This is a genomic window from Streptomyces sp. NPDC111802, from assembly GCF_055634335.1.
On record NZ_JBVKCZ010000047.1, the window covers coordinates 35567 to 56096 of the forward strand.

Sequence of the window (20530 nt, forward strand, 5' to 3'; positions counted from 1 at the left end):
GTACGCCGGGCGTGCTCAGTTGTCGCGATACGCCTCCAGCAGTCGCAGCCACACCTCGCTGATCGTCGGATACGACGGAACCGCGTGCCACAGCCGGCTGATGGGCACCTGGCCGGCGACCGCGATGGTCGCCGAGTGGATGAGTTCGCCGACTCCGGGGCCGACGAAGGTGACGCCGAGGAGGATCTCGCGCTCCAGGTCGACGACCATGCGGGCACGTCCGCGGTACCCCTCGCCGTACAGGTACGAGCCCGCGACAGCGGCGAGGTCGTGGTCGACGGCGCGGACCCGGTGGCCGGCCTGCTCCGCCTCCGCCAGGGACAGGCCGACGGCGGCCGCCTCGGGGTCGGTGAAGACGACCTGGGGGACGGCGGCGCGGTCGGCGGTGGCCACGTGCGCGCCCCACTCGGCGTCCAGCAGGGGCTCACCCGCGGCTCGCGCGGCGATCGCCGCGCCCGCGATGCGGGCCTGGTACTTGCCCTGGTGGGTGAGGAGCGCTCGGTGGTTGACGTCGCCGACGGCGTAGAGCCATTCGCTGCCGGTGACGCGCAGGGTGTCGTCGACCTCCAGCCAGGAGCCGGGTTCCAGGCCGACCGTGTCGAGGCCGATGTCGTCGGTGTGCGGGGCGCGCCCGGTGGCGAAGAGGATCTCGTCGGCCTCGATCCGGTCGCCATGGTCGGTGACGACCACGACCGTGCCGTTCTCCCTGGTCACGGACTCCACCGAGGTGCCGGTGCGGACGTCGGCGCCGGCTTCGGTGAGCGCCTCGGCGACCAGTTCACCGGCGAAGGGCTCCATGCGGTTCAGCAGGCCCTTGCCGCGGACGAGGAGCGTGACCTGTGAGCCGAGGGCCTGCCAGGCCGTGGCCATCTCGGTGGCGACCACTCCCCCGCCGACCACGACCAGCCGGCCGGGCGCGGACCTGGCGCTGGTGGCCTCGCGGCTGGTCCAGGGCTTGACCTCGGCGAGTGAGGGCAGGTCGGGCAGGACGGCCCGGGTGCCGGTGCACACGGCGACGGCGTGCCGGGCGGTCAGGACGTGCCGTACGCCGTCGGGGCCGTTCACCTCCACCGTTCGCGGGCCGGCGAGGCGGCCGTGGCCGCGGTAGAGGTCGGCGCCGATGCCGTTCAGCCACTCGATCTGGCCTTCGTCGTTCCAGTCGGAGGTGACCTCGTTGCGCCGGGCGAGGACAGCGGCCGTGTCCAGGGGGCCCCGCACCGCCTGGCTGAGGCCGGGCAGGCGGCGGGCGTCGGCCTGGGCGAGGACCGGGCGCAGCAGTGCCTTGCTGGGCATGCACGCCCAGAACGAGCATTCGCCGCCGACCAGCTCGCTCTCCACGACCGCGGTGGAGAGGCCGGCCGCACGGGTGCGGTCCGCGACGTTCTCCCCCACCGGCCCGGCTCCGAGCACCACGACGTCGTAAGCGATGGAATCCGTATCCGTCATGGGGTCAGTCTTGCGGGTGGTGTGCGCAGTGGCCACACGGGTACGCGCGCGGAATACGTGACCGTAGGGTCGTGTTGTCGCCGACGGCTTCGCCCCCGACACCAGGAAGAGGGAATTACGCCATGAGCAGCACCGTGGAGCTCACCAAGGAGAACTTCGACGAGACGGTCACGGAGAACGAATTCGTGCTGATCGACTTCTGGGCGTCCTGGTGCGGGCCGTGCCGTCAGTTCGCCCCTGTGTACGAGAAGGCCGCCGAGGAGAACCCGGACCTGGTGTTCGGCAAGGTGGACACCGAGGCGCAGCCGGAACTGGCCGCCGCATTCGGTATCCAGTCGATCCCGACGCTGATGATCGTCCGTGACCGCGTCGCCGTGTTCGCGCAGCCGGGCGCCCTGCCCGAGGCCGCCCTGACGGACGTCATCGGGCAGGCCCGCAAGCTCGACATGGACGAGGTACGCCAGGCGGTGGCCGCCCAGCAGGAACAGGCCGAACAGAACGGCCAGTAGGACCGCCGTCGGCAACACGATCCAGAAGGGGTACGCCTGGAAGGTGTGCCTCTAGAAGGGGTACGCCGCCACGTCCCCGCGCACCGTCGTCCAGCGCACGTCGGTGAAGGCCTCCAGGTTGGCCTCGCCGCCGAAGCGGGCGCCGGTGCCGGAGGCGGCGACGCCCCCGAAGGGCGCGACGGCCTCGTCGTTCACGGTCTGGTCGTTGATGTGCACGATGCCGGTCGGGATCCGCTCGGCGAGGTCCAGACCGCGAGCGGTGTCCCCGGTGACGATGCCCAGGGACAGGCCGTAGGAGCTCGCGGAGGCGAGGGCCGCGGCCTCGTCGACGGTGCTGAAGGGGCGGATCGGCGCGACCGGACCGAAGACCTCCTCGGCGTACGCGGGGGTCTCGTCGTCGACGCCCGCGAGCACGGTCGGCCGGTAGAACAGCTCCTCGTGGGTGCCGCCCGCGGCCAGCTTGGCGCCCCGGGAGGTGCTGGACCGCACCAGGTCGTGCACCTTGCCCAGCTGGCCGGCGTCGATGAGCGGGCCGAGGTGGACCTCGGCACGGTTCGGGTCGCCGACGGCGAGGGAGTCGGCCTTGGCCGCGAGGCGCTCGACGTAGTCCGCGTAGAGGGACTGGTGGACGAGGTGGCGGCCGGTCGTCATGCAGATCTGGCCCTGGTGGAAGAACGAACCCCAGGCGGCCGTGGAGATCACCGCGTCGATGTCGGCGTCCTCCAGCACGATCAGGGCGGAGTTGCCGCCCAGCTCCAGATGCGCCCGCTTGAGGTGGCGTCCGGCGGCCTCGCCTACGGCCCGGCCCGCGGCGGTGGACCCGGTGAAGGAGATGACCGGCACCCGGGGGTCGGCGACCAGCGCCTGGCCCGCGTCGGGGCCGCCCGGCAGGACGTGCAGCAGCCCGTCGGGCAGACCCGCCTCCGCGAAGATCGCGGCCAGCGAGATTCCGCCACAGACCGCCGTACGGGGGTCCGGCTTCAGCACGACGGCGTTGCCGAGCGCGAGGGCCGGGGCGACGGAGCGGATGGAGAGGATCAGCGGGGCGTTGAACGGCGCGATCACGCCGACGACGCCCACGGAGACACGCCGCGTGTACGACAGGCGGGGCGCCTCGGTGGGCAGGACGTGCCCGGCCGGGCGCGAGGCGAGCGCGGCGGCCTCGTAGCACTCCTGGGAGGCCACGTGCAGCTCGAAGTCGGCCTTGCCGGCTATGGAGCCGGACTCTCGGACGAGCCATTCGCGCAGCTCGTCGGCGTGCGCGGTGAACAGGTCGCCGGCCTTGCGCAGGACCGCGGCGCGTACGAAGTGCGGGAGGCGGGCCCACTCGGTCTGGGCGGCGCGGGCGGCCTCGGCGGCCGTGGCGATGTCCTCGGCGGTGGCCAGGGTGACGGTGCCGAGCGTGTCGCCGGTGGCGGGCTCGGTGACGGCGTACTCGTCTCCCGACAGGGAGCGGGGCTGCCAGGCATTGGGGTCGAGCAACGGCATTGCGACTCTCCGATCGATCACCGGGTGGGACTCACAGAAGCAGCGGAAGTCCCGAGTAGTTGACCGCCAGCTCGGCGGCCGCGTGACGGGATGCGGTGATCCGGCGCAGACGTGCGAGCTGCATCCGGTGGTCGAACGCATCCCCGTCTGGTTGAGCATGCAACATCTTAGTCATGTCATCCGAGAACCGGGCGGCCTGCCACACACGCCGCAGGGACAACTCCGAGTACCTGTCGAGAAGTTGGGTGTTCCCCGTGCGCTTCAGTTCGATGAAGGCGCGGGCCAGCACGCGTACGTCCGACACCGCGAGGTTGAGGCCCTTGGCGCCCGTCGGCGGCACGATGTGGGCGGCGTCCCCGGCGAGCAGCAGGCGTCCGTGGCGCATCGGCTCATGGACGTAACTGCGCATCGGTGTCACGGACTTGGCGGTGATGGGGCCCCGGCCCAGGGTCCAGTCGGCGTCGATCGCGAAGCGGGCGGCGAGTTCGTCCCAGATGCGGTCGTCGGGCCAGTCGTCGGCGTCGGTGCCGTTGGGGACCTGGAGGTAGAGCCGGGAGACGGACGGTGAGCGCATGCTGTGCAGCGCGAAGCCGCGCTCACCGCGCGCGTAGATCAACTCGTCGCAGGACGGGGCGACTTCGGCCATGATGCCGAGCCAGGAGTACGGATAGTCGTGCGCGTACGAGCGGCCGGCTCCGCCCGGGAACGCGTCCCGGGCGATGCCGTGGAAGCCGTCGCAGCCCGCGACCCAGTCGCAGGTCAGCGTCTGCTCGCGGCCCTCGTGCAGGAACCGTACGACGGGCGTGGCGCTCTCCGGCTTCTCGACGGCGAGCGCCTCGGCCTCGAACAACAGCGGTGGCCCGCCCTCGAGTTGCAGCGCTACGAGGTCCTTCACGATCTCGGTCTGCGCGTAGATCGTCACCGTACGGCCACCGGTCAGGGCCGGGAAGTCGATGTGGTGGCGTTCCCGCTCGAAGCGCAGCTCGATGCCCTGGTGCACCAGGCCCACGGCCGCCAGCCGGTCGGCGGCGCCGGCCTCGCGCAGCGCGTCGACGGTGCCCTGCTCCAGCATTCCGGCCCGCTGGCGCTGCTCGACGTACTCCCGCGTCCTGGCCTCCAGGACCACGCAGTCGATGCCCGCGCGGTGCAGCAGCCGGGCGAGGAGCAGTCCGGCGGGACCGCCGCCGATGATGCCGACCGTCGTACGCATTCCCACGCCTCCCTGGCTTTCGACGGTACGTCGGCCGGGCTCGCGGGGCCTCAGCTGGACTCGCGGTGCACCACCGTCGCTCCCAGCACCTTGTGCGTCTCGGGCGCGGCGCCCGGGTTGCGCACCGCGCGGTCGACCAGTTCCGCGAGATCGCGGCCGGACGGCAGCTCGATGTGGACGGTGCTCAGCCTAGGCCGCAGCAGCCGTCCGAGCATCAGGTCGTCGGCGCCGATGACGGCCACGTCGGCGGGGACCCGGACGCCCGCGTCCTGGAACGCGCGCATCAGCAGCATCGCGTACTCGTCGTTGTAGGCGAACACTGCGTCGAGGCCGAGGGCGCGCCAGCGGGCGGCGAGCCGCGTGGCGGACTCCTCCTCGTAGGCGAGCGGCAGCTCGGTGACGGTTGCGTCCGTGCCGCCGAGGGCGCGCCGCACGCCTTCCAGGCGGGGCGCGGAGAAGGACTCCAGGCCGTCCTCCTCGGGCACGACGACGCCGATCCGGCGCCTGCCGCGGTCGTACAGGTGACTGCCCGCGCAGTGGCCGACGGCCTCGTAGTCCATCAGCAGGCCATGGGCGCCCTCGACGGACTCGGGGCCCAGGCTGACCACGGCGCGGGCGCCGGAGCGCTTGAGCACCGTCACCCCCTTCGGGCCGAGCCCTGAGCCCGAGACCAGCACGGCGACGGGGCGCAGCTCGGCCCAGGCGCGGGCGGCCTCATCGCCGTGCAGGCCGACGCTGCCGTGCTGTACGACCGTGTAGTCGAGGCGGCCGAGGGCGAGCTGGAGATCGCTGAGGAACTTGCTGTACAGGGGGCCGACGGGGAAGCTCGGCGCGGGCATCAGGACCATGCGGCTGTGACCGGCGCGCAGGCTGCGGGCCGCGGCGTGCGGGACGTAGCCGAGCTCCTTGGCGGCCTCGTGGACCCGGCGGCGGGTGGGCTCGCTGATCCGGACGGCGCTGGTGTTGTTCAGGACGTAGGAGACGGTCGCGCGCGAGACGCCCGCCAGGCGGGCCACATCGGCGCTCGTGGGTACCGAGCGCGTTGCGGAGGAAGCGGGCGCGGGCGTTTTCGGTATCTGCACCATGACGTACCGCATCCTTGCAGAACCTGTGTGCGGAACTGAGTTGAGGGTCCTCGCCCGTTCACGCCGGGGTGCGCGTCACCCTGTCGACCAGGTCGCCCCAGCCCTTCTCCAGCCGCTCCATGGGCATTGCGCACTGCCGGGTCAGGTGGCTGATCAGGGCGGGGTCGAGGTACGCCATGAGTGTCTGCGCGAGCAGCTCGCAGTCGGCGCCGGGGTGTATCTGCCGCAGCAGCATCGTGACGTGGGTGTGCAGCGCCCGGTACGAGGGATGGTCGAAGCGGCGGGACGGATCCGTCTGGGCCGCCAGCTGAAGGTCCAGCTGCTCGGCCGTGCGGTACAGCGCCGCCACGCCGAACGCGCGCAGCCGCTCGGTCGGCGGCGCCCCGGGGCCCAGCGGCGGCGGGCCGCCGAGGAAGTCGGCCTGCAACTTCCTCGCGGAGTGGTCCAGCAGCGCCATCAGCAGACCGGTGCGGTCGCCGAAACGGCGGAAGACCGTGCCCTTGCCCACCCCGGCGGCGGCGGCCACCGCCTCCATGGTGACCCCGGCCGCGCCGTGCTCCGCGACCAGCCGGGCGGCCGCCTCCAGCAGTCGCGCGCGGTTGCGGGCCGCGTCGGCGCGCAGACAGGGCTCGTCGGGGGCGGACCCGACCTCCAGCAGTTGGGGCGCGACGAGGGGTTCCTGGGGCTCCGGGAAAGGCGGCAGGGCGGCGGACATGAAGCCAGAGTAAAGCATGGGGAATGAAACTGGACCGTGGTCCGTTTAGCTGCTAGAAAAGCAAACGGACCTCGGTCCGGATCGTAACGGCAGTGTTTCAGCATCCCTTGGAGTTCGCATGTCTGTTCGCATCCTCGCGCTCGTCGGCAGCCTTCGCGCCGGTTCGCACAACCGTCAGCTGGCCGAGGCGGCCGTCAAGGTCGCCCCCGAGGGCGCCGAGGTCGTGATCTTCGAGGGCCTGGCGGAGATCCCGTTCTACAACGAGGACATCGACGTCGAGGGCGCCGTCCCCGCCGCCGCGGCCAAGCTGCGTGAGGCCGCGCAGGCCTCCGACGCGTTCCTGTTCTTCGCCCCCGAGTACAACGGCACCATCCCGGCCGTGCTGAAGAACGCCATCGACTGGCTGTCCCGCCCGTACGGCTCCGGCGCCTTCGGTGGCAAGCCGGTCGCCGTGGTAGGCACCGCCTTCGGCCAGTTCGGCGGCGTGTGGGCGCAGGACGAGACCCGCAAGGCCGTGGGCATCGCCGGCGGCAAGGTGCTGGAGGACGTCAAGCTGTCCATCCCCGGCTCCGTGACCCGCTTCGCCGAGACGCACCCGGCCGACGACGCCGAGGTCGCCGCCCAGCTGACCGAGGTCATCGCGCGCGTCCACGGTCACGCGGGCGAGGCGGTCGCCGCCTGATCGCCGGATCGACAGTGCCGTGAGGGGTCGGAGCCCAGCGCTCCGGCCCCTTCTCGCACGTCAGGTCTCGCCTGTCAGGCGACCGCCGTGGGTGCCAGCTCCCGCAACTCCCGCAGCGCCGCCGCCACCGCGGGGCGTTCCCGGCAGCCCCGGCGGGTGCAGGTGAGCACCTTGCGATGGGGGTCGCCCGCGCAGCGGATCCGGGTGATCGGCAGGTCCGGGGTCAGCTGGGCCAGCCGTGGGATCAGGGCGACGCCCAGCCGGTGGGCCACCAGGTGGGCGGTGACGTTCCAGTCCAGGGCGTGGTGGATCACGTTCGGGGTGAAGCCGGCCGCCCCGCACGCCGACATCACATACGGGCGGCAGGGGCTGTCCGGCACCGGCGCGATCCAGTCCTCGTGCGCCGCCTCCGCCAGGTCGACGCTCTCGCGCCCGGCCAGTGGATGGTCGTCGGGGACGACGAGGTCGTAGGGGTCGTCCAGCAGCGGCTGCTGGTCGAAGCGCGCGTCACTCAGCGGCGGGTTGTGCGGAGTCACCTCCACCACGGCGAGGTCGACCTCCCCCTCGAAGAGCAGATCGAAGCTCTCCGGCACACTCGTCTCCTGAACGCGCACCGCCAGCCTCGGATGCCGCTCCCGAAGCCGTACGGCCATCGGCGCCAGCAGCACCGACACGGCCCTGGGAAACCCGCTGACGCGCAACTGCCCGGCCGGCGCGGTGTACTCGGCGCGCAGTTCGATCTCCGCCTCCTCCCAGCGGGTGGCGATCGCGTCCGCGTGTGCCAGCAGGCTCTCGGCAGCCGGGGTGAGCCGCACCCCACGGCCCTGCGGCTCCAGCAGGTCGACGCCGAGATCGCGGGCCAGCTGGCGGATCTGCTGGGAGGCGGCGGACGGCGTGAAGTGCAGGGCGCGGGCGGCCGCGGTGACCGTGCCGTAGTGCGCCACAGCCCTCAGCACATGCAGTCGGCGCAGGTCAATCATGAAGCCCAGGCTTCAAGGTGAGGTCCGGAAAGTCAACGTGGACGTGTACAAAGGCGTATCGCACCCTTGGTTGTGTCGCGACGGTCAACCAGTCACGAGGTACGAGGAGTCGCCATGACCAGCACGATCGGCATTGCCTGCCCGCACTGCGGGTGGCCCGACGCCGCCGAGCCCTTCCAGGTGATCTCCCGGCACACCACGGCGGCGGGCAGCACGGTGTGGACGCGATGCGGCTGCGGCTCGTTGCAGGTCCGGGTCGTCGACGCCCGCGGGATGCGGATCGTCTCGCGCAGCCGCCCCGCCGACGCCGATGCCCGGCGGGACGCGCCGTGCCGCTGACCGCCGCGGCTCAGTCGAGCCCGGCGAGGCGCCGCACGGCGCCGGCCGCGAAGTTCTCGATGAACGCCGCCGGTCCGCCCGTGCGCGGTCCGAGGATCACCGTGTCGATACCGAGTTTCGTGTAGCCCGCGATGTCCCGGGTGAACGCGTCGAGGTCGCCCGCCGCTGCGGCCTCGCCCGAGTAGAGCACGGTCTTGCGGATCTCGTCGTAGTCGCGCCCCTCGGTGTCGCAGTGGCCGCGCAGCACGTCGAGCTTGTGCCTGACCTCCTCGGGTGAGCTGGTGAAGAGATTGCACGCGTCGCCGTACCGGGCCACCAGCCGCAGCGTCTTCTTCTCGCCGCCCCCGCCGATCATGATCTCGGGGTGCGGTGCGCTGACCGGCCCCGGGACGCAGAGGGTCTCGGCCAGTCGGAAGTGCCTGCCCTCGAACGGGCCGTTGGCCTGCGGGTCCCACATCTGGAGGCAGATCCGCAGGGCCTCCTCCAGTCGCTCGAAGCGCTCGGCGACCGGCGGGAAGGGCACACCGAGCCCCTCGTGCTCCCGGCCGTACCAGGCGGCGCCGATCCCGAGGGCGGCCCGGCCGCCGGACAGCACGTCGAGCGTGGTGGCGATCTTGGCGAGCAGACCGGGGTGGCGGTAGGTCACCCCGGTCACCAGGGCGCCGAGGCGGACCGTGGAGGTGTGGGCGGCGAGGTAGCCGAGGGTGGTGTACGCCTCCAGCATGGGGTCCTCGGCGCGGTCGTTGAACTCCATCTGGAAGTAGTGGTCCATCACCGAAAGCCAGCTCAGTCCGGCGGCCTCGGCGGCGGCGCCCGCGGCGGCGAGTTCGGTGCCGAGCGCGGGACCTCCTCCGGGATGGTCGAACCGGTTGATGTGCACGCCGACCCGCATGTCCTGTCTCCGTTCACCCGGACCTTGCCCCGTCCCTGACGACGCTAGAACTTCGAGCACTCTCGAAGTCAAGCCCGTGCGGCCAGTTGGTCGCCGAGCGCGGTGCGCCGGTAGAGCACGCGCCGTCCGTCACGGGCCCGGGTGACCAGTCCCGTCGCGTGCAGCACCTTCAGATGCTGGGAGACCGCGCTGGGCGTCACGGCGAGGCGGCGGGCGAGTTCGACCGTGGGCAACGGTTCGGCGAGCAGCCGCAGGACGGTGGTGCGGGGTGCGCCGAGCAGCGCGGTGAGGGCGGACGTGTCGGGCTCGGGCTCCGGTTCCCACAGGGTCGCGGCGCCCCTGCTGGGATAGGCCAGCATCGGGGGTTCGTCGGCGCTGACCGGGGGCGCCGGCTTGTGTGCGAACAGGGACGGCACCAGGCGCAGTCCGCGCCCGGATCCGTCCACCTCATGCCGGCCGATCATCCGGTCGACCCGCAGCACGCCGTCGTTCCAGCGCACGTTGCGGTGCAGGTCGGAGAAGAGCAGCTGGGCTCCGCCCATGGCCAACTGCCGGGCGCGGTGCGTGATGTCCGCCTCCAGCACGAGCCGTATCCGGTGCCAGTCCGGTCGTACGGCCAACTCCCAGTATCCGAGCAGGAGTTCACACAGCTCCTCCAGCAGCTCCGCCACGGGCGCCTCGCCGGGTGCGGTGATCGGCCGCAGGGCGGCCGGGAGGGGGTGCGGGGCATGGGTGGCGAGCAGGTCGCGTCGTACGAGATCCAGGGGTGTCGCCCGTACGACGGCGAGCTGGTCCTCCAGCGCGGGCGCGAAGGTCGTCGGGCGTGGGGTCAGGAAGTCGGGCATGGTCAGGGTCGGCCCCACCAGGGCTTGCAGCAGCCGGGCGTCGGCGGGGTCGAGCCGGACGAGCACCGAGCGCCGCCAGGGGGCGTGCAGGGGGTAGAGGGCGGGGGCGCGCAGCGCCCGCAGGCTGCCCATCACCTCGCGCAGCGGCGAGATGGCGAACCGGGTGTCCGCGAGGTCGTCGACGTCGAGCAGGAAGCTGATCATTAAGCCCCCCGCTTCATCCTTTGGCAACCGCCCGTCACTGCCGTGGACTTCGGCATATGACGGATCACAACCACCGGCAGACTACCTCGGCCATCGCGCTGCTCGCCGTCGCGTGCGGCGTCGCCGTGGGCAATGTGTACTTCCCGCAGACGATCGGCCCGCTGGTGGCCTCGGGCCTCGGTGTCTCCCCCGACGCGGCCGCCACGGTGGTGACCGCGACCCAGTTCGGCTACGCCGCCGGAATCTTCCTGCTCGTCCCGCTCGGCGACCGGCTGCGGCCACGCCGGCTGATCGTCGCCCTGCTCACCCTGACCGGCCTCGGTCTGCTCGCCGCCGGCACCGCGCAGGCGCTGGGGCCGCTGGTGGCGGCGAGCATCCTCGTCGGCGCCGCGACGGTGATCGCCCCGCTCGCGGGACCGCTGGCGGCCGGCCTGGTGCCCGCCGAGCAGCGCGGTGTCGTCAGCGGCACCCTGCTGAGCGGCTGTCTCGCCGGCATGCTGCTGTCCCGCGCCGTCGGCGGCGCCCTCGGCGACTGGCTGGGCTGGCGGGCGCCGTACGTGCTCGCCGCCGCGGTGTCCCTCACGGTCGCCGCCCTGCTGGCCCGGCTGCTGCCGCAGCTGCCTCCGGCCGCCTCGGCGCCCTACCCGGCGCTGCTGGCCGCGCCCCTGCGACTGCTGCGCACCGAGCCGGAGTTGCGGCGCTCGTGCCTGTACCAGGCCACGGTGTTCGCCGGGTTCTCCGCCGTGTGGACCGGCGTGGCGCTGCTGCTCACGGGCCCGGTCTACGGCATGGACGCGAAGGCGGCCGGGCTGCTCGCCCTCGTCAACGCGGCGACGATGCTGTGCACGCCGGTCGCGGGACGGCTGGTGGACCGCCGGGGCGCGGACCGGGTCAACCTGGTGTGCTTCCTCGTGGTCGGCGCGTCGGCGGTGGTGCTGACGCTCGGCGCTCTGGGCGGCGCCGCCGGGCTGACCGCGCTGGTCGTCGGCACACTGCTGCTCGACGTCGGCATGCAGTCCGGGATGGTGGCCAACCAGGTGCGGATCTACGACCTCGGCGCCGACGTCCGCAGCCGCCTCAACACCGCGTACATGACCTGCGCCTACCTCGGCGGCACGGCGGGCTCCTGGCTGGGCGCCCGGGCCTACGGCCGGTTCGGGTGGACCGGCGTGTGCGCGCTGGTCGCGGGGCTCACCGCCGTGGCACTCGCCCGCCATCTGATCCCACGCATCCGCCCGCTGCCCGCTCCTGCCTCCTCGAAGCGCGCTCGCCGAGTCCCGGGCCGGGCCGGCACCCCGGCGAGCACGGCGGCACCGCGCACCGGCGGTGGCGCAGCGGCAGGGCCGTGATCACTCCGACCGGAGCGCCTGTCGCAGGCCGAGCACCTGCTGGGCCGGCCCCTGCGCACTCCCCAGCGCCGGTTCAGGCTGGGGCCGGCGCTGGCCATGCGGCACTTGACGTGGACTTGAGAGACCCAGGGCCTGTCGTCAGCGGAACTCGTGCACGACCTCGATCGTGCCGACGATGTGGGCGTTGAACTCGTCGAGCTCCTCGGCGGGCACCCACAGTTCGAGGATCGTCTCGCCGCCGGCCTGCTGGACGGGGTACCGGCTCAGGAAGTCCGACTCGACCTCGAAGCGGGTCACGTAGCCGGCGCCGTCGTGCTTGACGTTCCAGTCCCGGGCGATCCTCACCGCGTAGTCCTCGTTGAGCACCGGGTAGAAGATCGGCTGCTCGGGCAGCCGCGGCGGCCAGGCGCGCCAGTTCAGCTCGCGCACCAGGTCCAGCTCCTTGGGGCCGGTGGGTCGCCACAGGGTGGTGGTGGAGGAGGGCTGACTGATCATGGGCGCCGACGATAGTCAGGTCACCGAGGCGGCGGCCACGGAGTTTACGGCGAGGCGAGGCTTGCTGCGCGCGGTTCCGCGCTCGCGGACGCGCGGAGCACTGCTTGCAGGCGCCCGATAAACGCATCCGCTGGAAATTTCGCTGATGCCCTATCCTGAGTGTCATTGACATCTGGACGGAGGACACCGGCGCCATGACCGCCACGGACCCCGCACTCACCGCCCTCGCCCAGGGCTGGTGCGCCCTCTCCCTGCTGCACGGCAGGATCGAGACGCACATCGAGCGCGCCCTGCAGACCGAGCACGACCTGAGCGTGCGCGAGTACTCCCTGCTCGACGTCCTCAGCCGCCAGCACAACGGCGAAGGCGGCCACCTCCAGATGAAGCAGGTCGCCGACGCCGTCGTCCTCAGCCAGAGCGCCACCACCAGGCTCGTGACCCGCCTGGAGGACCGCGGCCTGCTCTCGCGCTACCTCTGCCCCACCGACCGCCGCGGCATCTACACCGACGTCACCGAAGCCGGCCTCGAACTCCTGGCAGAGGCCCGGCCCACGAACGAGTCGGCGTTGCGCGAGGCGCTCGACGAGGCCGCGAAGAATCCCGAACTGGCTCCGCTAGTCAGGGCCGTCGAGACGCTTCGCCTGCCCGTCTGAGGCAACGCGGCCCGCGGATCCGGTCGGCCAGGCCGTCGCTGTAGATCACGGGCTCAGCGCGGAGCGGTCGTACGAAGGAGCCACGCCGTTGACGTGATCTCCGCTGGGGCCGTACACATGGCCCCTATGAGCACCCCCCGCCTTCCCCTGTCCGGTGTCACCGTCGTCAGCCTTGAGCAGGCCGTGGCCGCCCCGTACGCCACTCGGCAGCTCGCCGATCTCGGGGCGCGGGTGATCAAGGTCGAGCGACCGGGAGACGGGGACTTCGCCCGCCGGTACGACACGACCGTGCACGGGCAGTCCAGCTATTTCGTCTGGCTCAACCGGTCCAAGGAGTCCCTCACGCTGGATCTCAAGGCCCCGAAGGGTCAGGAGATCCTGCACCAACTCCTCGACGGCGCCGACGTGTTCGTGCAGAACCTGGCGCCGGGCGCCGCCGACCGCCTCGGCCTGGGGGTGGACGCGCTCGGCGAGCGGTGGCCGCGGCTCATCCCGTGCACGATCTCCGGATACGGGACGTCCGGGCCGTGGGCCGACCGGAAGTCGTACGACCTGCTGGTCCAGTGCCAGACCGGGCTGGTGTCACTGACCGGAACCGCGGACGAGACCGCGCGCGTCGGCATCTCCGTCGCCGACATCGCCGCCGGCATGTACGCGTACAGCGGGATCCTCACCTCCCTGTACACCCGTGCCATCACGGGCACCGCCCACCCGGTGGAGGTGTCCCTGTTCGAGGCGCTGGCCGAGTGGATGGGCCAGCCCGCCAACTACACGCGGTACGGCGGCGTCCAGCCCCCGCGCCTGGGCACCCAGCACCCCACCCTCGCTCCGTACGGCGCCTTCACCGCCGCAGACGGCAAGGAGGTGCTGTTCTCCATCCAGAACGAGCGCGAGTGGGCCGTGCTGTGCGCCGAGTTCCTCGGCCGGCCCGAGCTGACCGACGACCCGCGCTTCGCCACGAGCTCCGCGCGGGTGGCCCACCGGGACGAGCTCAACGCGGTCGTGGCCGAGCGCTGCGCCCGCTCCGACGCCGAGGAGATCCTCAAGGACCTGGAGGCCGTCGCCATCGCCTGTGCGGGGGTCAACGACGTCGCCGCGTTCCTCGATCACCCGGTCCTGGCCTCCCGTGGCCGCTGGCGCGACGTCTCGGTGCCCGGCGGGGCGACGGTGCAGGCCCTGCTGCCGCCGGCCGACCTCGCGGGAGTGCCCGCGCGGATGGACCCGGTGCCCGCGGTGGGCGAGCACACGGAGGCGATCCTCGCCGAACTCGGCCGTAGCGGCCAGGAGATCGAGGCCCTGCGAGCCGACGGCGTCGTCTGAGCGGTCCGACAAGGCCCGGTGTCACCAGGGCAGCGGCCCGTTCACGTCGACATAGCCGCCGGTCGGGCCGTCGGGGCCCACCTGTGCCATCCGGACGATGATCTCGGCGCCCTCCGCGACGGTCTGGGTGCCGGTGCGCCCGTTGAGGTCCGTGGCGGTGAAGCCGGGCTCCACGGCGTTGATCCGCATGTTCGGGAACGCCTTCGCGTACTGCACGGTGATCATGTTGACCGCCGTCTTCGAGGTCGGGTAGGTGACGGCCTGGTAGAAGTGAGACGGTGAATCCGGGTCGGACAGCCGGGACAGCGAGGCCAGGCCGCTGCTGACGTTCACCACGACGGGGGCCTCGGACCGCTGGAGCAGCGGCAGGAAGGCATGGATGACGCGGACGACGCCGAAGACGTTCGTCTCGAACACCGTTCGCATCTCGTCGGCGGTGGTGTCCGCGGCGGCGGGGATGGCGTTGTTCTCGCCGCGCACCTCGATTCCGGCGTTGTTGACCAGTACGTCGAGCCCGCCCTCGGCCTCGACGGTCTTCACGGCGGCCCGCACGGAGGCGTCGTCGGTGACGTCGAGCTGGACGAACCGTGCCCCGAGCCGTTCGGCGGCGGCACGGCCCCGCTCGGCGTTCCGGGCGCCGAGGTAGACGGTGTACCCGGCTTCGACGAGCCGGCGGGCCGTCTCGAAGCCGAGTCCCTTGTTCGCTCCGGTGATGAGTGTTGTCGTCATGTCCTCAGCGTCCTCGGCGGCGAGCGCGTCAGCCAGCCGTCCCGTCTTCCTGGGACCGCTGGTACCAGGCACGTGTCCGCGGAGCGGTGTTCACTGGGGGCATGACGGCGACGGAACTCGGGAAGGCCCTGCGCCGGTGGCGCGACCGGGTCGCACCCGAGGTAGTGGGGCTGCCGACGGGTGGGCAGCGGCGTGCGGCGGGGCTGCGCCGTGAGGAGCTGGCGCTGCTGGCCGGGATCTCGGTCGACTATGTCACCCGTCTCGAACAGGGCCGGGCGAGCAATCCGTCCGGTCAGATCGTCGAGGCCCTGGCGCGGGCGCTGCGGCTGTCGACGGACGAGCGCAGGCACCTGTTCCGGCTGGCGGGCCTCGCACCGCCGGGCCCCGAGGAGGTCCCCGCGCACATCACCCCGAGCGTGCAGCGCCTGCTGGACCGTCTCAACGGCACGCCCGTCGGGGTCTACGACGCGGCCTGGACCCTGCTCCTCGCCAACCCCCACTACGCCGCGCTCATGGGCGACCCGTCCGGATGGCACGGCTTCGAACGCAACGGCGTGTGGCGGGCCTTTCTCGCCCCGAACAGCCGGGTGCGGCAGACCTCGCGGGTCAGGCGCGCGTTCGAGGCCGGCATCGTCGCCGACCTGCGCGCGACCGCGAGCCGGTATCCGTCGGATCCCCGACTGCGGCGCTTGGTGGCGGAGCTGCGCACGCACAGCCCACGCTTCGCCGAACTGTGGGAGACCGGCACGGTCGGCCGCCACGAGGCCGGCCACAAGATCATCGACCACCCGCAGGTCGGCCCCCTGACCCTGGACTGCGACATCCTCACGGTCGCGGGCAGCGACCTGCGCCTGATGGTCTACACGGCCGCCCCCGGCACTGCGGACGCGGAACGCCTCGCCCTGCTCGCCGTACTCGGCACCCAGTCACTGGTCTGACCGAACCCGGCGGGTCCTTCGTGCGTCTCAGTGCCGGGCGGCGCCGACGCCGCCCTGCCCGGCTCATCGCCGTCCGCTCGGGGGTATCCATGCGTACGACCGCTTCCCGCACCGTCCTGTTGCTCACCGCCCTGCTGGCCGCCGGATGCGGCGCCGACACGTCAGGCGCCGACGAATCCGAGCCGGCGCCGGACACCAGGCCCCGCGCGCTCAAGGTGGCCGGGGCCTGGGACGGCTCAACGGCCGCGGAGACCTGGCGCAAGGGCTACCACCCCCTGGGAGACCCGGCGCAGCTGCCCGAGGACGCCTTCCACAACGACGCCGACAAGGAGGCCTACATCACCCAGAACTTCCAACTGCACGGCGACCTCCCGAAGGCCCCGCGGAAGGAAGCCGAGGTGACATGGCGGGACGGTGAGTCGCTCGTACTGCCGCTCATGGAGGCGCGGGCGGCGTACGACAAGCTGGGCGGCACCAACGGCCCCGGGCCGCGCCTGACAGTGACCGGTGCGAAGCTGGGCGAGACCACGCTGGCCACCAGTCGCGGCCCGGCCACCGTCCCGGCCTGGCTGTTCACGATCAAGGGCTACGACACCCCGCTCAAGCGGCTCGCCCTCAACCCCTCGAAGCCGCCCAAGCCGCCCATCGGACCGGCCGACTCCCTCAGCGGCGAGCTGTGGGAGCTCGACAAGGTGGTCGAGATGGGCGCCGACGGCCGGTCCGTCACCGTGCTGGCCCACCACGGCGCATGCGACGACGGACCCGCCGTGGACGTGCTGGAGACGGACGGCAGTGTGGTGCTCTCCGGCTACATGACCGGCACGAAGGACGGTGTCTGCACGGCGCAACTGCTGGCCAAGAAGGTCACGGTCGAGCTGGACCGCCCGCTCGGCGACCGGATCCTGCTGGACGCCTTCACGGGCCGTCCGGTGCGCGGCGCCGTGTGAGCCACCGGTCCTCAAGCCTTCCGGTGCCTCATGCCGTCAGCGCCGACTCCGCCGCCGCCAGGGCCTGTTCGGCGTAGCCGCGGCCGAAGAGCACGGCGTGCACCAGGAGCGGGAACAGCTGGTGGAGGCCGATGCGGTCGGGCCAGCCGTCGGCGAGGGGCGTGGCCTCGTGGTAGGCGGCCAGGATCCGGTCCAGGTGGGGGCAGCCGAAGAGGTGGAGCATGGCGAGGTCGGTCTCGCGGTGGCCGCCGTGCGCGGCCGGGTCGATCAGCCAGGCGTGCCCGTCGGCACCCCACAGGACGTTGCCGTTCCAGAGGTCGCCGTGCAGCCGGGCGGGCGGCTCGGCGGGACCGGCCAGTTCGGGGAGCCGCTCGCAGACCCGCTCGATCAGAGGTGCCTCGGAACCGTGGATCGTGCCGTCGTCGACCGCGCGGCGCAGATACGGCAGGACCCGGTGCTCGGCGTACCAGTGGGGCCAGTCGGGCCCGGTGATGTTGCGCATGGGGGCGCGCCCGATGTACGCGTCCTCGGGGCCGCCGGGTGGTGGGGCGCCGAACGCGCGGGCGCCGGAGGCATGCAGGGCGGCCAGGTCGCGGCCGAACCGCTCCGCCGCACCGGCACCGGGCCGGCCGGTCGCCACCCGATCCATGACCAGCCACCGCGCGTCCCGCCCGTGCACGACCGGGACACGCACCGCGCCGGCCTCGGCCAGCCAACGCAGCCCGGCCCCCTCGGCCCACGCGGCCCGGTCGCCCTCGCCGCGCTTGACGATCACCACTTGCCCGCCGTCGAGGGTGACTTCGGCGAGCGTTCCGGAAAGGCGGCGTTCACCGGTCACCGGACGCCCGGTGAAGCGCGCCGCGATGGCGCCCGGGGTCTCGAAACTGCTGTGCACGGCCCTCAGGGTACGGCGGCCCTCCGCCGTGCCCTGAGCGACCGGGTCAGGTGTTGGCGGCGGCCTTCTTGATCGCCTCGCGGATCCGGGAGTACGTGCCGCAGCGGCAGACGTTCTCGATGCCGTCGATGTCGGCGTCCGTCGGCCGGGGAGTCTTCTTCAGCAGGGCGGCCGTGGCCATGATCTGGCCCGGCTGGCAGAAGCCGCACTGGGCGACGTCGCAGTCGAGCCAGGCCTGTTGCACGGGGTGCAGCCGGTCGCCGTCGGCCAGGCCTTCGATGGTGGTGACTTCGCGGCCCGCGCAGTCGGCGACCGGGACCACGCAGGGCTGGATCTCGTCGCCGTCGAGATGGCTGGTGCAGGCGCGGCAGGCGCCGACGCCACAGCCGTACTTGGGGCCGGTGACATGCAGCAGGTCGCGCAGCACCCACAGCAGGGGCATGTCGGCGGGTGCCTCGACGGTGACCTGCTTCCCGTTGAGGGTGAAGGTGTAGGAGGGCATCGAGACCTTCTCTTCGGGTGGTTCAGAAGCTTTCGGTGGTTCAGAAGCTTTCGGGCGGTTCCGAGGCTTTCGGCAGGTTCAGAAGTTGAGGGGGAAGCGGCGCGGCTTGGTGCCGGTCGCGCGGGCGTAGGCGTTGGCGACGGCTCCCGCTGCGGCCGGGACGCCGAGTTCACCGGCTCCGCCGGGGGCCCGCCGGGACGGCATGATGTGCGCCTCGAAGTGCTGCGGAGCGTGCCGCCCGCGGGCGTAGTGGAAGTCGGCGAAGCTGCTCTCACGGACGGCACCCTTGTCGATGTGCAGCCCGGCGCGCAGCACCGTGGAGATGCCGTCGACGGCGGTGCCCATGAGCTGGGCCTCAAGTCCGCGCGGATTGACGGCCGTTCCGACGTCGGCCGCCATCACCACCTTGGTCACCCGGGGGTTCTTCGGATCGACGGCGTCGATCTCCACAAGGCAGGCCACACAGGAGTCGTACTCCTCGTGCACGGCGACACCCTGCGCGTGGCCCGGTGCCATGGTCCGGCCCCATTTCCCGGCGGTCGCGACCTTGTCCAGTACGGCCCTGACGGTCTTGCTCCGCAGTGTCGTACGGCGGAAGGCGACCGGGTCCTGGCCGAGGCTGCTGGCGACCTCGTCGACGACGATCTCCTCGGCGGTGCGTACGGTGCCGGAGTCCACCGACCGCCAGGCGCCGAGCGGGATCGCCAGCTCGACCGAGCCCGAGTCGCCGGAGAGACGGCCGAAGTTGTACAGGCCGCTTTCGCTGGGGAGCGGGGCCGCCGCGGGGGCGCGCGAGCCGCCCTGCGTGGACAGGCCCCGCTCCCCGAAGGACTCGTTGACCGAGGCCATGGCGTGGGCGAAGGCCACCACCCGGCCCCGGGCGTGGCTGGCCCGGACGCGGTGGTGGGAGGCCGGGCGCATCCTGCCGTGCCGGATGTCGTCGGCCCGGCTCCACATCAGCTTCACCGGCCGGCCCGCCTTCTTGGAGATCACGGCCGCCTCGAGCGCGGCGTCGTGGTTCAGGCGCCGCCCGAACGAGCCGCCGCCCCGGATCACATGGACCCGCACCTTCGACACCGGCACTCCGGTCGCCGAGGCGATGTCCTCCCGTGCCGACTGCGGGGTCTGGGAGGAGAACCAGATCTCGGCCCGCCCGGCACGCACGTCCGCCACGGCCGTGAGCACCTCCATAGGGGCGTGGCTGACGAAGGCGAACTCGAACTCGGCCTCGGTCTGCGCCGATCCGCGCGGCGGTGTGCCCAACTTCGGTACGGCGGCGCGCAGCCGGGAGCGGATCCGGTCGTCGGACAGGTTCGCCAGCGGTCCCGGCGCCCACTTGACGCGCAGGGCGTCACGGGCCTGGAACGCGTGGTGGAAGGTCTCCGCGACCACGGCGACTCCGCCGTCGAACTGGACGACCGCATGCACCCCGGGCATGGCGCGGGCGGCCCCGAAGTCGACCGAGACGACCTTCCCGCCGATCGTGGGCGGCCGGGCGACGACCGTCGGCTTGGCTCCGGCCACCGTGAGGTCTCCGGTGTACTTGGCCTTGCCGGTGATGATGTCGCGGGCGTCGATGCGGGTCGTGGGCCGTCCGATCACCCGGTGCCGGGACGCCGGTTTGGGTGCGGTCGGCACGGTGGGTCTGGTGATCCCGGCGGCGCTTCTGGTCAGCGATCCGAAGGTGGCCATGCGGCCGTCCGGCGCGAAGACCCGGGTGCCCCGGGTGCGCAGGGTCCGCGCGGGTACATGCCAGCGGCGGGCGGCCGCGGTGACGAGTTTGGCGCGGGCGGTTGCGGCCAGGTGCCGGGCCGGCCCGTACAGCGAACTGACCGAGCTGGAGCCGCCGGTGTACTGGTTGCCCTCGCTGCGGGCGTCCGCGAGCGGGATCTCGACGTCGGCGAGCCGGGCGTCCAGTTCCTCGGCGATCATCATGGCGACGGCGGTGGTGACACCCTGGCCGACCTCGACGCGCGGCAGCCGTACGACGACCTTGTTGGCGGGGGTGACCTCCAGGACCAGCATCTCGGCGTCGGTGCCGGTCACCAGGACGTCGGACGGGCGCCGTTCGCCGTCCGTCTCCTCGGCGCCCTGAGCGGTGGAGCCGTCGCAGCCGAGCGGCGCCGCGACGGTCAGGGTGGCCGCCGCGAGCGAGTAGACCACGAACTGTCGACGGGACAACTGACGGGCCAACAGGCTCTCCTCTCCGCGAACCCGGTGTGGTTCGACCTCTATGAGGGGCCTGTGCACGTCGGGGTTGCGCCGGTTGGCAGCACCATCGATTTACGCCATCGATCCACGGCATCG

At 72.3% G+C, this 20530-nt stretch carries 21 protein-coding genes; 8 read left to right on the plus strand and 13 right to left on the minus strand.

Annotated elements, in window-relative coordinates; all coding sequences use genetic code 11:
- Positions 1-15 precede the first annotated feature (15 nt).
- On the minus strand, positions 16-1446 hold the full coding sequence (locus ACZ7NC_RS36930) for a dihydrolipoyl dehydrogenase family protein (protein WP_471495074.1): 1431 nt from the start codon (positions 1444-1446) through the stop codon (positions 16-18).
- 122 nt (positions 1447-1568) lie between these two features.
- On the opposite strand from ACZ7NC_RS36930, the gene trxA reads away from it, so the two are divergent.
- On the plus strand, positions 1569-1955 hold the full coding sequence (trxA, locus tag ACZ7NC_RS36935) for a thioredoxin (protein WP_471495076.1): 387 nt from the start codon (positions 1569-1571) through the stop codon (positions 1953-1955).
- A 51-nt stretch (positions 1956-2006) separates the two neighbouring features.
- On the opposite strand, the gene ACZ7NC_RS36940 is transcribed toward trxA, so the two are convergent.
- The 4 genes from ACZ7NC_RS36940 to ACZ7NC_RS36955 are packed head-to-tail and all read right to left on the minus strand — an operon-like array spanning position 2007 to position 6471.
- Positions 2007-3443: a benzaldehyde dehydrogenase gene (locus ACZ7NC_RS36940; protein ID WP_471495077.1), complete on the minus strand. Its 1437-nt coding sequence runs from the start codon at positions 3441-3443 to the stop codon at positions 2007-2009.
- 31 nt (positions 3444-3474) lie between these two features.
- Positions 3475-4653, minus strand: a complete 1179-nt coding sequence (locus ACZ7NC_RS36945; RefSeq protein WP_471495078.1) for a 4-hydroxybenzoate 3-monooxygenase — start codon at positions 4651-4653, stop codon at positions 3475-3477.
- 50 nt (positions 4654-4703) lie between these two features.
- Positions 4704-5738, minus strand: coding sequence for a LacI family DNA-binding transcriptional regulator (locus ACZ7NC_RS36950; protein ID WP_471495080.1), 1035 nt, complete (start codon positions 5736-5738; stop codon positions 4704-4706).
- 58 nt (positions 5739-5796) lie between these two features.
- Positions 5797-6471: a TetR/AcrR family transcriptional regulator gene (locus tag ACZ7NC_RS36955; protein WP_471495081.1), complete on the minus strand. Its 675-nt coding sequence runs from the start codon at positions 6469-6471 to the stop codon at positions 5797-5799.
- A gap of 100 nt (positions 6472-6571) precedes the next feature.
- Between ACZ7NC_RS36955 and ACZ7NC_RS36960 the strand changes: the two genes are divergently transcribed.
- On the plus strand, positions 6572-7135 hold the full coding sequence (locus tag ACZ7NC_RS36960; protein ID WP_471495083.1) for an NAD(P)H-dependent oxidoreductase: 564 nt from the start codon (positions 6572-6574) through the stop codon (positions 7133-7135).
- 74 nt (positions 7136-7209) lie between these two features.
- Here the strand turns inward: ACZ7NC_RS36960 and ACZ7NC_RS36965 are convergent, their stop codons facing one another.
- Positions 7210-8115 carry a LysR family transcriptional regulator gene (locus ACZ7NC_RS36965; RefSeq protein WP_471495085.1) on the minus strand — a complete coding sequence of 302 codons (906 nt, stop codon included), beginning with the start codon at positions 8113-8115 and terminating at the stop codon, positions 7210-7212.
- Between the two features lie 114 nt (positions 8116-8229).
- Between ACZ7NC_RS36965 and ACZ7NC_RS36970 the strand changes: the two genes are divergently transcribed.
- Positions 8230-8454, plus strand: a complete 225-nt coding sequence (locus tag ACZ7NC_RS36970; protein ID WP_471495087.1) for a hypothetical protein — start codon at positions 8230-8232, stop codon at positions 8452-8454.
- A gap of 10 nt (positions 8455-8464) precedes the next feature.
- On the opposite strand, the gene ACZ7NC_RS36975 is transcribed toward ACZ7NC_RS36970, so the two are convergent.
- Together ACZ7NC_RS36975 and ACZ7NC_RS36980 are read right to left on the minus strand one after the other, a co-directional pair.
- The gene (locus tag ACZ7NC_RS36975; protein ID WP_471495089.1) at positions 8465-9346 is read right to left on the minus strand and encodes an LLM class F420-dependent oxidoreductase; all 882 of its coding nucleotides are present in this window, start codon (positions 9344-9346) and stop codon (positions 8465-8467) included.
- Positions 9347-9414: 68 nt separating this feature from the next.
- Positions 9415-10395, minus strand: a complete 981-nt coding sequence (locus ACZ7NC_RS36980) for an ArsR/SmtB family transcription factor (RefSeq protein ID WP_471495091.1) — start codon at positions 10393-10395, stop codon at positions 9415-9417.
- A gap of 56 nt (positions 10396-10451) precedes the next feature.
- On the opposite strand from ACZ7NC_RS36980, the gene ACZ7NC_RS36985 reads away from it, so the two are divergent.
- The gene (locus ACZ7NC_RS36985; protein WP_471495093.1) at positions 10452-11744 is read left to right on the plus strand and encodes an MFS transporter; all 1293 of its coding nucleotides are present in this window, start codon (positions 10452-10454) and stop codon (positions 11742-11744) included.
- A 138-nt stretch (positions 11745-11882) separates the two neighbouring features.
- Here ACZ7NC_RS36985 and ACZ7NC_RS36990 read toward each other — a convergent pair whose 3' ends face one another.
- Positions 11883-12239, minus strand: coding sequence for a hypothetical protein (locus tag ACZ7NC_RS36990; protein WP_471495094.1), 357 nt, complete (start codon positions 12237-12239; stop codon positions 11883-11885).
- A 194-nt stretch (positions 12240-12433) separates the two neighbouring features.
- Here ACZ7NC_RS36990 and ACZ7NC_RS36995 point away from each other — a divergent pair, with 194 nt between their 5' ends.
- Both ACZ7NC_RS36995 and ACZ7NC_RS37000 read left to right on the plus strand, forming a co-directional pair.
- Positions 12434-12892 carry a MarR family winged helix-turn-helix transcriptional regulator gene (locus ACZ7NC_RS36995; RefSeq protein WP_471495095.1) on the plus strand — a complete coding sequence of 153 codons (459 nt, stop codon included), beginning with the start codon at positions 12434-12436 and terminating at the stop codon, positions 12890-12892.
- 126 nt (positions 12893-13018) lie between these two features.
- Complete coding sequence (locus ACZ7NC_RS37000) at positions 13019-14212, plus strand: CaiB/BaiF CoA transferase family protein (RefSeq protein WP_471495097.1); 1194 nt, start codon at positions 13019-13021, stop codon at positions 14210-14212.
- A 21-nt stretch (positions 14213-14233) separates the two neighbouring features.
- Here ACZ7NC_RS37000 and ACZ7NC_RS37005 read toward each other — a convergent pair whose 3' ends face one another.
- A complete protein-coding gene (locus ACZ7NC_RS37005) occupies positions 14234-14941 on the minus strand; it encodes an SDR family oxidoreductase (protein WP_471495099.1) in 708 nt (235 codons plus the stop codon).
- A 101-nt stretch (positions 14942-15042) separates the two neighbouring features.
- Here ACZ7NC_RS37005 and ACZ7NC_RS37010 point away from each other — a divergent pair, with 101 nt between their 5' ends.
- Positions 15043-15879, plus strand: coding sequence for a helix-turn-helix transcriptional regulator (locus ACZ7NC_RS37010; protein ID WP_471495101.1), 837 nt, complete (start codon positions 15043-15045; stop codon positions 15877-15879).
- Positions 15880-15968: 89 nt separating this feature from the next.
- A complete protein-coding gene (locus ACZ7NC_RS37015; RefSeq protein ID WP_471495102.1) occupies positions 15969-16826 on the plus strand; it encodes a hypothetical protein in 858 nt (285 codons plus the stop codon).
- Positions 16827-16854: 28 nt separating this feature from the next.
- On the opposite strand, the gene ACZ7NC_RS37020 is transcribed toward ACZ7NC_RS37015, so the two are convergent.
- From ACZ7NC_RS37020 to ACZ7NC_RS37030, 3 genes are all read right to left on the minus strand, one after another.
- A complete protein-coding gene (locus tag ACZ7NC_RS37020; RefSeq protein WP_471495103.1) occupies positions 16855-17721 on the minus strand; it encodes a fructosamine kinase family protein in 867 nt (288 codons plus the stop codon).
- Positions 17722-17767: 46 nt separating this feature from the next.
- Positions 17768-18223 (minus strand): (2Fe-2S)-binding protein, encoded by a 456-nt coding sequence (locus ACZ7NC_RS37025; protein WP_471495105.1) that lies wholly within the window; start codon positions 18221-18223, stop codon positions 17768-17770.
- Positions 18224-18301: 78 nt separating this feature from the next.
- Positions 18302-20386: a xanthine dehydrogenase family protein molybdopterin-binding subunit gene (locus tag ACZ7NC_RS37030; RefSeq protein ID WP_471495123.1), complete on the minus strand. Its 2085-nt coding sequence runs from the start codon at positions 20384-20386 to the stop codon at positions 18302-18304.
- Positions 20387-20530: the final 144 nt, after the last annotated feature.